The following is a 10,734-nucleotide window of genomic DNA, read 5'->3' on the forward strand; positions in this document are numbered from 1 at the left end:
GGACTTTTTCCATATCCCGTTCATCGGTCCTCGCAAAGAGGCATCGATGCTCAGTTTTGATAAACACTATACCAAATGGCTTGCCGCGTCACTCGGGGTTAAAACGCTTCCGTATGAGATTTTGCATAAAGAAGATAAGCGCATCGTTACTACGGCGTACCCTTTTATCGTCAAACCCGCCCGTTTGGGAAGCTCTATCGGGGTGAGTATCGTCCGTGAGCCGAGCGAACTCGATTACGCGCTGGACGTAGCCTTTGAATTTGACAATGTGCTGTTGATCGAGCCGTTTATTAATGGAGTCAAAGAGTACAACCTCGCAGGGTTCAGTGCACGCGGCGAGATTACCTACTCGATCGTCGAAGAGCCTCAAAAAGCGGAGTTTTTGGATTTTGAGAAAAAGTATCTCGATTTTTCCCGTTCAGGAAGTGTCGAAGCCGCTGCGGTGAGTGAGACGTTGGTCGCACAGTTGCGAGAATCGTTTGCGAAAATCTATCTGCCGTTGTTTGAGGGGGCGCTGATCCGCTGTGATTTCTTCGAGATTGACGGCGAAGTTTACCTCAATGAAGTCAACCCGATCCCAGGATCGATGGCGAATTATCTTTTCGAAGATTTTAGCGGCTCTATCCAAAAACTGCTCGCGTCATTGCCCGAGAAAAAAGCGATTCGGGTCAATTATGACTATATCCACTCCATCTCCCAAGCTAAAGGGAAATAAGCGTGGCAGTTAAGTCTCTCCAGTACCAACAACATACGTTTTCGATCAGTTATGAAATCATCAATCCCACTGCTCATATTGATCTAATTTTCCTCCACGGGTGGGGATCTCATAAAAATCTGATGAAACATGCATTCGGTACGCACCTCAAACAATTTCGCCATATCTATATCGATATGCCGGGGTTTGGAAATAGCACGTGTAACATGGCGCTTACGACGGAAGATTATGCGACGATTTTGGAGTCGTTTCTCTCCATGATCGAAGCGGATAAAACCGTTATTGTCGGACACTCATTTGGAGGAAAGGTAGCGACACTGTTGCAACCGGATGTCCTCGTTTTGGTCGCCTCCGCAGGAATTTTGGTTCCTAAACCGTTCAAGATTCGGGCAAAAATAGCCCTCTTTAAAGTGCTTAAACTAACCGGTCTTACACAGCTTCGCCGTTTTTTTGTGGCTCCCGATGCGCAGGGGCTCTCTCAACCGATGTATGAGACGTTCAAAAGCGTAGTCAACGAAGATTTCAGTGAAAAATTTCGAGCTTTCAAAGGGAAAGCGTTGTTGTGTTTCGGAGCTCAGGATACGGCAACACCGCTGTGGACGGCGCATAAAATCGCGGAACTTATCAGTGAATCACGAGTCGTTGAGTTTGACGGCGATCACTACTTCTTTTTAGAGCAGGGAGCTACCGTGGCTAAAGAGATTGAGAAAACCGTATTAAAAAGTTTGGAGCATTAAGGAAAGAGTATGGAATTGACACAAATAACCCCGTTTATCGCTAATATCATTTTTGTAATGGCACTAGGGTGGTATCTGATTACCAATCTCCAGTGGTACGATTATCGGATTGAGCGGGTAGTGTTGCGTCACCATAAAACATGGTGGCATGTCGCTTATTTTATTGCACCGTTTATCCTCTATTATGCTCTGGCACGTTACAGCCTCTTTGTGGTTGCGCTTTATCTACCGCTTTTGTATCTATGGCATGTTCGTCTCGATAAAAAAGTGGTGTTGACATGGCGAGTAAAGCGCTTTTTGATCCTTTTGGGCTTCGTAAGTGTATTATTGAACCTCCTTATCGCATTCAAAGGATGGTCGGAGAGTTTCAGTGTTATTTTCCCACTCGTTTTGACCTATCTCCTCTCATGGGGGACCGAGAAATTCTTATTTTTGGCGTATAAGCGTGAAGCCTCTCGAAAAGTAGCTTCGATGAGTGATCTAACGATTATCTGTGTTACCGGAAGCTACGGTAAAACCTCGATGAAAAATTTTATTGCCCAAGTATTGAGCCAAAAATACAATGTCTATGCAACGCCTCGAAGTGTCAATACCCTCGGCGGAATCATCCGTGACGTCAACGAATCGCTCCCTACCAATACACAAGTCTATATCTGTGAAGCGGGGGCGCGTGAAGTGGGAGATATTTACGCTATTGCGCAACTGCTTCATCCGCAGATCGTGGTGGTCGGTAAAGTAGGGCCGCAACATTTGGAATATTTCAAAACATTGGAGCGTATCCAGCGTACCAAGCTCGAAATTATCCACTCCAATCGCCTCAAACGGGCATTCATCCATACGTCTGTAACGGATGAACCGCATGAAAAGGTGACCTTTTTCGGAGATGATGTACATAATCTCGCGGCAACGTTGGAGGGGATCGATTTTGATCTCAGTGTCAACGGAGAAGAGAGACATTTTCATACCAATGTCCTCGGCGGGTTCCAAACCATCAATATCAATGCGGCAATTTTGATCGCATCCGAGATGGGGATGAGCGCTGATGAGATCGTAAATGCGGTCGAGAAACTAAAAAGTGTCGAACATCGTTTGGAGCGGATCGATGCAGGGGGCAAAATTATCCTTGATGACGGTTATAACGGAAATATCGACGGAATGTTGGAGGGGGTACGTCTTTGTTCTCTCCACAGCGGTCGAAAGGTGATCGTCACCCCTGGATTGGTGGAAAGTACGCAAGAGCTTAACAGCGAGCTGATCCGTGCGATTAACGGTGTTTTTGACATCGCTATCATCACAGGGCAGCTTAATGCGGCGCAGTTTGACAAAGAGCTAAATGTTCCTCAAAAAATCATGTTGAGTGATAAGTCACAGATGGTTAAAACGTTGGGTGAAGTCACAAAAGCAGGTGACATCATATTGTTCGCTAATGACGCACCGAATTTTATCTAATGGAAAATATTTTATACGCCCCGTGGCGGGATGAGTACGTAACGGGAGAGAAGATTGAGGGGTGTGTGTTTTGTCACATCAGCACCCATGAGAGTGATGATGAGAATCTCTATGTCCTTTATCGCGATGAGCACTGTTTTATCGTGATGAACCGCTACCCCTATACTCCGGGGCATTTTATGATTATTCCTCACCACCATACCGATGCTCTTGAAGCGCTTGATCCGAAGGTATGGCTCCATATGAGCGCCTTGGCACAAAGGGGTGTGAAAATGCTCAAAGAGAGTTTTGGTGCGCACGGAGTCAATATCGGGATGAATTTGGGAAAAGCGGGTGGAGCAGGGATTGCGGAACACATACATCTGCATTTAGTCCCTAGATGGGATCGGGACACCAATTTTATCACTTCGATAGGGGAAAATCGGGTCTACTCGACCGATTTTGAGAAAATATATCGTAGATTGAAAGAAACGGCAGACGCGTATTTTAACGTTTGATTCCCGCTAGGGGAGATCAAATGATCCACGTGTTAGCGGATTTGAATTTCGATGCGGCGATTTTGTGCACGTCCGGCAGGTTTTTTGTTGGATGCGATCGGTTCGCTAAGCCCTTTACCGGAAGTTTTGATCCGTTCAGGCGCGATACCGTTGTGAACCAATCGTGCCCCTAACGCTTTAGCTCGATCCTCTGATAATACCTGATTTTTTGCTTTTTTACCGGTGCTGTCGGTATGTCCGATAATCGTAATGATTGCGGCCGTATTTTCGTTCATAAACTCGGTGAGTGCAGTGATATCTTTATCGGCTGATTCGGGAAGAATGCTTGAACCGCTTGCAAAATTGAGATGAAGCGTTACACTTCGAGGGCACCCTTTGGTATCCACTTTATACCCTTTAGGGGTATTTGGGCATTCATCTTTGGAGTCGAGGACTTTATCCCCATCGCTATCACCCTCTTTTTGAATAACAGGTTCAGGTGCCGGAGCTGGGGGAGGTGTTACCACTTTCGGTTCCGGAACGATGAATGGTCCTTTAGGGGCTTTTGGCGTACAGCATTCGGGATGGGTCGGAGTAAATGAGGCAGAGGTCACCGACATCGTTCGATTCTCTTCCCCGTTAAAATAGGAGACGCTCTGTTCTGCGGCTTGAACATGAAGTGCTAATCCACTCAATAAGGCCGTGAAAGCAATCGAAGACGGTAAATGAGACATTGAGATTTTCATGGCGTGAAATTCTTCCTTTATACGTTACTTTTTTAGTATCATTATTGTAACACACAAATGTATGCCAAAAGTGGGAAAAAATAACATCCACATTGATGTTGTATGATTTGGTTAAAAATTAGTATGAATTTATGACCGATATATGACTTTTTCTAGGGTATAATTATTACCACTCTATATACGAATAGTATGTACAAACGGTAAATACATTTCAACCACAATTGAAACGTATAATTTCATGTGACATAATATTTTCACTTAATCAATACCCGTAAAAAGGAATTATCTATATGTTTGATCGTAAAGTTTCGTTTCTAAAAGTAGCCGTTACGTTGTCGTTGTGTACCGCTTCAGCTTTAAGTGCGCTTACACTGAATGAGGGGGTCGATGAAGTTCTCTCCACCCATCCGGTCGTATTGGAGCGATTGCATAATTATCGTGCTACACTCGAAGACTTGAGAACGACAGAAGCGCAGTATCTTCCGACGTTAGACTATACGGGCACGGTTGCGCGTGAAAAAACCAAATCACCGAGTACCAGTTTTGCGAGTCGTTCTTTGACTTCGTATGAGCATTCGTTACAATTGACTCAGAACCTTTTTAACGGGTTTGGTACCGTGTATGAAGCCGATTATCAAAAAGCCCGTATTTTAGCCGCATCAAACCACTATATTGAAAACGCGAATGATACCGCCTATAATTTTGTCAATGTATATATTACAGCACTAAAAAATCGTGATTTACTCTGTATCGCAAAAGCAAATGTACAATTTAATGAAGAGATCTTTGATAAAGTCAGTAAACTTTATGCTGCGGGGATGACGACACGATCGGAAGCGGAAAAAGCCGATACTTCCCTCTCGTTAGCGAAATCGAATTATGTCGTCGCACAAAATAATTTGGATGATTCCCTTTTTAATCTTGAGAGAGTATTAGGACGTCATGTAGAAGCTTCAGAACTTCAAGATGCTAGTTTTGAGGGGGGGATCCCCTCAACTCTCGAAGAGATGAAAGCGTATGCACGTACCCATAACCCATCGGTTTTGGTGAGCGAATACAACGTCAAAGCGGCAAAAGCGCAAAAAGAAGCATCCTATAAAAACTATTATCCTAAAATCGATGCATTTGCGCGTCAAAGTTGGGCTAATAACATCGGGGGTATGGAAGGGAATGATGATCGAACGAAATTCGGTTTAACATTGTCTTATAACCTCTATCGCGGTGGAGCGGATGAGTCGCAAATTCAGAAAAATTTGAGCAAAATTTATCAAGAGAATGAAAATAAGCGAGAAACGCTCCGCAAACTGGATGAACAGGGTGAGTTATCGTGGAATGCAAAACGGTATATTTCGGAACAATTAGTTCATCTAAAACGTTATGAAACAACCAGTGCCAAGACACTCGAACTCTATCAAAAAGAGTATGATTTGGGTCGTCGTACCCTTTTGGATCTGCTAGTGGCACAAAATGATAATGTTGCCGCACAATCTCAGATCGTCCGAGCTGAAAACGATCTTCTATTCGCCCATTACCGTATTTTAGATGCCATGGGTTCTATGGTACAACATGTTCTTGGATCCAATGCTATTCGAGCAACGGAAAAAGTAGGCTTGAACGTAGAAGATAATGGGTTGAAGAATGATGAAGAGGTCGATAACCTTATTTTTGCCGATCGTCAAGACGGCAAATACAAAAGAGATAAATAACTAGCAAAGATTAAGATTAAGGTTACGATGCATGAATGAGGAATTTGAAGGACGAGTTGCCGATCCGGAGGGGGCGGCGTTTGGAGTTGATCCGTTATTACAATGTTTGGTTCTTTTTACACAACTTTATCATAAGCCCTATACTGCTGAAGCATTGATGGCAGGGTTGCCGACGGCACCGTGGGGTGGAGCACTTCGTCTCTACAGTCTCAAATCATCCAAAGGGCTTTTTTCGCGAGCCGCGAGTCGAGCCGGTCTAAAAAGTACACTTGTCCATCGAAAACTCTCCGATATTTCCCCTTTACAGCTTCCTATGATCTTATTGTTAGAAAATTCGAATGCGTGCATCCTTGATTCTATTTCTGAGGATCGAAAAACCTGTAAAATCATCCTTCCGGCGGAAGAGGCTATCGAAGAGACCGTCCCTTGTGAGATGCTGGATAAGGAGTATGTCGGATTTGCGTTCTTAATCAAAAAACCGTTTGTTTACAATGAAAGTGATTCGTTAACCCTGAATGTCAAGCATAAGCATTGGTTTTGGGACACGCTGAAACTCTCCAAAAACATTTATCGTGATGTTATCTATGCGACGGTGCTGGTGAACCTTTTCGTACTAGCTAGCCCTTTGTTTACGATGAGTGTATATGACCGTGTCATTCCGAACAATGCGACGGAGACGTTATGGGTATTTGCTATCGGTGTTTTGGTCGTCTATGTGTTAGATACCTTTTTGAAATTTACCCGTGCCATACTCTTGGAGAGTGCCGGTAAAAAAAGTGACATTATTATGTCATCAATGATATTTGAAAAAGTACTCGATCTAAAAATGGCGTCTCACCCAAAATCGGTCGGATCGTTTGCCAGTAATTTAAAAGATTTTGATTCAATTCGCTCTTTTTTAACCAATGCGACGATGACGGCATTGGTCGATTTCCCGTTTGCTTTGCTTTTTTTACTCGTGATCGGATACATCGGCGGATGGATGGTAGTTGTCCCTATTGTTATGATGCTTCTCATCTTGGGATACGCTATTTTTATGCGAAATCCGCTCAGAGAGAGTATCGAAGAGACGCATAAATCGTCTGCGGCGAAAAGCTCCATTTTGATCGAAGCACTCCAAAATATTGAAACCCTTAAAACGCTTGGTGCAACAGGTCAAGTGCAATGGGCATGGGAAGAAGCGACCGGTGAAATTGCCCAAAAAAGTTTAAAATCACGCCTTATCTCTAACTCGATTTCAACGGTGACGGGTTTTTTAACCCAGTTGACAACCGTCTTGTTAGTGATTTTCGGGGTCTATATGATCGGTGAACATGAACTCACGATGGGTGGATTGATCGCTATTATCACGATTGCAGGACGTACCGTCGCACCGATGGGGCAAGCGGCTGCATTGATTGCCAATTACTCCGATGCCAAGGCCGCATATGACGGAATCGAGGGGATTATTTCACAGCCTACCGAGCGTCCACACGGGAAAAAATTTATCACGCGTCCTGAATTCAAAGGGGAAATTGAGTTAAAAAATGTCAGTTTCGCTTATGATGAGTCGGATCACAGTGTGTTGAAAAATGTCTCATTAACCATTAAAGCGGGTGAAAAAGTTGCCATTATCGGTCGGATCGGATCGGGGAAAAGTACCATTTCCAAACTTTTGCTTAATTTGTATGAACCGACCGAGGGCTCTATTTTGCTCGACGGCATCGATATAAAACAGATCGATCCGGCCGATTTACGAAAAAATATTTCGTATGTTTCACAAGATATTACTTTATTCAAAGGGTCCGTAAAAGATAACATAGCGTATCGTTCAACGCGAGCGAGTGATGAACAGATGCTTCGTGCTTCTGTTATTTCGGGTGCCGATGAATTTATCCGAAAACACCCTAAAGGGTATGAAATGCCGATAGGAGAGAGAGGAATGGGTCTCTCCGGCGGGCAACGGCAGAGTATCGGGATTGCACGGGCGCTCCTATTTGAATCACCGATTATTATTATGGATGAGCCGACGAATGCGATGGATCAGTTGAGTGAAAATCGTCTGATTGCAAATCTCAAAACCTATCTTGAAGACAAAACGGCGATATTGATTACTCAAAAAAATACTATTTTGCCGTTGGTTGACCGTATCATCGTGATGAATGAGGGCTCTATCTATCTGGACGGTCCAAAGGATCAAGTTATTGCTCAACTTGCAGGAGGTGCACAATGAGAAAGAAAAAACGGTTCTCATTTGATGCCAACGATTATCAGTTTATGCGTAGCCTCTCCGCTGCAGTGCTCGAAGATACCCCTACACGGCTTCGATCCATTCTGTTGTTTTGGATTGTAACAGTATTTATTGTGTTCTTGTGGGCGGCGCTTGCTCCGATTGATGAGATTGTTCGAGGTGAGGGAAAGGTTATTCCCGGCGGTGAAAACCAGATGATACAGCATCTTGAGGGGGGGATACTCAGTGCCATTATGGTCAAAGAGGGGCAAAAGGTAAATGCTGACGATACGTTGTTGCGTGTCGATAATCTTAAATCTTCTTCGACCTATGAGAGTTCGCAATTTAAATCGGCAGAGTTACGGGCTAAGGTTGTTCGCTTACGTGCAGAAGCTTCAGGAACGCCTTTCGCCCCTACCGCGGATGACTTGGCAAAAATTCCGATGCAAATCATGCAAGAGAGAAGCGTTTATAACTCGAATCAAGATCGACTGCGTTCTCAAATTTCGGGATTAACTGATCAGCTTGCTCAGAAACAAAACGAAAAACTCGAAGCGCAAGGGCGTATCGGAGAACAAAAACGGGCATTGGCACTGATCAAAGAAGAAGTTGCTATCTCTGAACCGCTGGTGGCACAGGGGATTAAACCGCGCGTTGAGTTTTTAAAGCTACAACGTGAACTCAGTGATGTCACGGAAAAGTACAATGCTTTGGTCTCTTCCATTCCGCGACTGAATTCCGCGATTAATGAAACAAATAGCAAAATTCGTGAAGCGCGCTCTGAATTTACAATGAAAGCACAAATGGAACTCAACGAGGCGGAAACTGAGCATAGTCGCATCGGCGCTGAGAGTTCAGCATTGGCCGATCAGGTAACCCGTACGGTTATTAAATCTCCTATCAACGGGATCGTTCAAAAACTCTACGTCAATACGGTCGGAGGGGTTATCAAGCCGGGGGATAATTTGATCGAGATCGTCCCGACTGAGGGGGGATTGTTAGCTGAAGCCAAAGTAAAACCTGCGGATATTGCTTTTATCTATCCGGGGCAAGACGCGATTGTTAAAATCACGGCATACGATTTTTCGATATACGGCTCATTGCACGGAAAAGTGGTAACGATCAGCCCTGATACGGTGAGTGACAAAAATGATAATGTCTATTATGTTGTTAAAGTGCAAACCGATAAAAAATATCTCGGAACCAAAGATAAACCTTTGAAAATTATTCCCGGGATGATGGTAAATGTGGATGTTATTACGGGTAAAAAAACCGTTTTGGAATATATTTTAAAACCGATCCTAAAAGCCAAACAATATACGTTTACGGAGCGTTAAATGAGACTTTATATTCTTTGTGATGAGGATCAAATCCGAGATCGCTGGCTCAATTGTTTTACAGCTGTCAATCCAACAATTTTGGAAAATTTTTCATCTTTTATTGAGTCAAATTCGATTGTATTCGCTTATGATGTAAGCCTCAAACGCTTAAGTGATCTTGAGACTAAGATTCTCTTTTTACGTCGAGTCATGGTTCTCTCCAGTGTCCCTGATTTTGACGATGCGCAACATTTTTTGCACCTTGGAGCTATGGGATATGGCAATGCAATGATGCATGAGTCCCATTTACACTCAGCCTATCAAGCGTTAGAAGAGGGTAAAGTATGGCTTCATCCCGATTTTATTACGATGATGATCTCTCAGATCCGTACCCAAAAGAGCACACACGATAAATCATTGGCGGTGCTTGATGTTTTGAGTCATCGGGAACGTGAAGTGGCACTTATGCTCGGTGATGGAGCAACGCATCAAGAGATTTCGGATGCATTAGATATTACGGTTCGCACGGTGAAAGCACATGCAAGTGCTATCTATCAAAAACTCTCACTTAAAGATCGTCTTGCCCTCTCTTTACTCCTTCATAGTTAGTTTTTTCTCCAATTAGTACCTAAGTACAATAGACTTCTTTTTTCTTCTGAGCTAGAATTAGAGAATATAACATTTTCTAAATTTAGGGGATTATACATGGCACGAGTAATCGGATACGTCAAATCGTTGGAGCAAGGTACTTTTTTTGTAAAAGATGCAAAAGGTCATGTCCATCAGTTAAAAGTCGGAGAAGCAGTTCATGAAGGTGAACTAGTTTACGGTGCCCCTAATAATCCTCAAAATGCGAAAATTATTGTTGATGTGACATTGGACGGCATAGGAGATTTACTTATTGCCGGAAACCAAGCTTTGAATTTTGATACATCACTCCTCAAAGGGGTGTTTAGCAGTGATGATGCAATTGTATCAGTAGAATCAGTTAAAAATGCTTTGGCACTAAACAGTGCTGAATTGCTGAATGGAAAAGATACAACAGAAGCCGGCGATGAAACAGCTGCCGGTAATGCATTAACCGATCAAGAACGTCCGGGAAGCGATATTTTTTCAGATCGTACGGGATTAGTTGGAGACGTGAGCACATTATTGAACTCGGTGGGAGCTAACACTCCCCAAGTTACTGCCGATACGACGGTATTCCGACCTATAATTATAGAAAATACCGCTGAAACAATTTCTACGAATACGGCAACGATCACCGTCAATAACGTCACCACCGACAACGTCATCAACGCGACCGAGGGAGCAAGCGCTAACGTTCCTGTCACCGGAACCGTAGGGGGCGATGCAAAAGTAGGCGATACCGTTACC

10 protein-coding genes are annotated in these 10,734 nt (G+C 43.7%); 9 read left to right on the forward strand and 1 reads right to left on the reverse strand.

The features are described from left to right. The 4 genes from VFW36_RS06125 to VFW36_RS06140 form a co-directional block, all read left to right on the forward strand. Positions 1 to 715: D-alanine--D-alanine ligase (locus VFW36_RS06125; protein ID WP_329657928.1), on the forward strand; the 715-nt coding region annotated here is incomplete at its 5' end. A gap of 2 nt (positions 716 to 717) precedes the next feature. Next, positions 718 to 1,452 carry an alpha/beta hydrolase gene (locus tag VFW36_RS06130; RefSeq protein WP_329657929.1) on the forward strand — a complete coding sequence of 245 codons (735 nt, stop codon included), beginning with the start codon at positions 718 to 720 and terminating at the stop codon, positions 1,450 to 1,452. A 9-nt stretch (positions 1,453 to 1,461) separates the two neighbouring features. Continuing rightward, complete coding sequence (locus VFW36_RS06135) at positions 1,462 to 2,901, forward strand: UDP-N-acetylmuramoyl-tripeptide--D-alanyl-D-alanine ligase (RefSeq protein ID WP_329657930.1); 1,440 nt, start codon at positions 1,462 to 1,464, stop codon at positions 2,899 to 2,901. Beyond that, on the forward strand, positions 2,901 to 3,398 hold the full coding sequence (locus tag VFW36_RS06140; protein WP_329657931.1) for an HIT domain-containing protein: 498 nt from the start codon (positions 2,901 to 2,903) through the stop codon (positions 3,396 to 3,398). Before VFW36_RS06135 ends, VFW36_RS06140 begins: the two co-directional genes overlap by 1 nt. A 32-nt stretch (positions 3,399 to 3,430) precedes the next feature. Here the strand turns inward: VFW36_RS06140 and VFW36_RS06145 are convergent, their stop codons facing one another. After that, positions 3,431 to 4,111 (reverse strand): OmpA family protein, encoded by a 681-nt coding sequence (locus VFW36_RS06145; RefSeq protein WP_329657932.1) that lies wholly within the window; start codon positions 4,109 to 4,111, stop codon positions 3,431 to 3,433. A 302-nt stretch (positions 4,112 to 4,413) separates the two neighbouring features. On the opposite strand from VFW36_RS06145, the gene VFW36_RS06150 reads away from it, so the two are divergent. The 5 genes from VFW36_RS06150 to VFW36_RS06170 all read left to right on the forward strand — a co-directional run. Next, positions 4,414 to 5,829, forward strand: a complete 1,416-nt coding sequence (locus tag VFW36_RS06150; protein WP_329657933.1) for a TolC family outer membrane protein — start codon at positions 4,414 to 4,416, stop codon at positions 5,827 to 5,829. Positions 5,830 to 5,860: 31 nt separating this feature from the next. After that, positions 5,861 to 8,041, forward strand: a complete 2,181-nt coding sequence (locus VFW36_RS06155) for a type I secretion system permease/ATPase (RefSeq protein WP_329657934.1) — start codon at positions 5,861 to 5,863, stop codon at positions 8,039 to 8,041. Next, positions 8,038 to 9,375, forward strand: a complete 1,338-nt coding sequence (locus VFW36_RS06160; RefSeq protein ID WP_329657935.1) for an HlyD family type I secretion periplasmic adaptor subunit — start codon at positions 8,038 to 8,040, stop codon at positions 9,373 to 9,375. Before VFW36_RS06155 ends, VFW36_RS06160 begins: the two co-directional genes overlap by 4 nt. Then, positions 9,376 to 9,966 carry a response regulator transcription factor gene (locus VFW36_RS06165; protein WP_329657936.1) on the forward strand — a complete coding sequence of 197 codons (591 nt, stop codon included), beginning with the start codon at positions 9,376 to 9,378 and terminating at the stop codon, positions 9,964 to 9,966. It begins immediately after the preceding gene. A gap of 96 nt (positions 9,967 to 10,062) precedes the next feature. Beyond that, positions 10,063 to 10,734: hypothetical protein (locus VFW36_RS06170; protein WP_329657937.1), on the forward strand; the 672-nt coding region annotated here is incomplete at its 3' end.

The organism is Sulfuricurvum sp. (assembly GCF_036279695.1).
Lineage (GTDB): Bacteria > Campylobacterota > Campylobacteria > Campylobacterales > Sulfurimonadaceae > Sulfuricurvum.

Coding starts and splice junctions, on each gene's coding strand:
- VFW36_RS06155 (WP_329657934.1), top strand. CDS start 5,861: ATGAATGAGGAATTTGAAGGACGAGTTGCCGATCCGGAGGGGGCGGCG.
- VFW36_RS06135 (WP_329657930.1), top strand. CDS start 1,462: ATGGAATTGACACAAATAACCCCGTTTATCGCTAATATCATTTTTGTA.
- VFW36_RS06165 (WP_329657936.1), top strand. CDS start 9,376: ATGAGACTTTATATTCTTTGTGATGAGGATCAAATCCGAGATCGCTGG.
- VFW36_RS06140 (WP_329657931.1), top strand. CDS start 2,901: ATGGAAAATATTTTATACGCCCCGTGGCGGGATGAGTACGTAACGGGA.
- VFW36_RS06150 (WP_329657933.1), top strand. CDS start 4,414: ATGTTTGATCGTAAAGTTTCGTTTCTAAAAGTAGCCGTTACGTTGTCG.
- VFW36_RS06145 (WP_329657932.1), bottom strand. CDS start 4,111: ATGTCTCATTTACCGTCTTCGATTGCTTTCACGGCCTTATTGAGTGGA.
- VFW36_RS06160 (WP_329657935.1), top strand. CDS start 8,038: ATGAGAAAGAAAAAACGGTTCTCATTTGATGCCAACGATTATCAGTTT.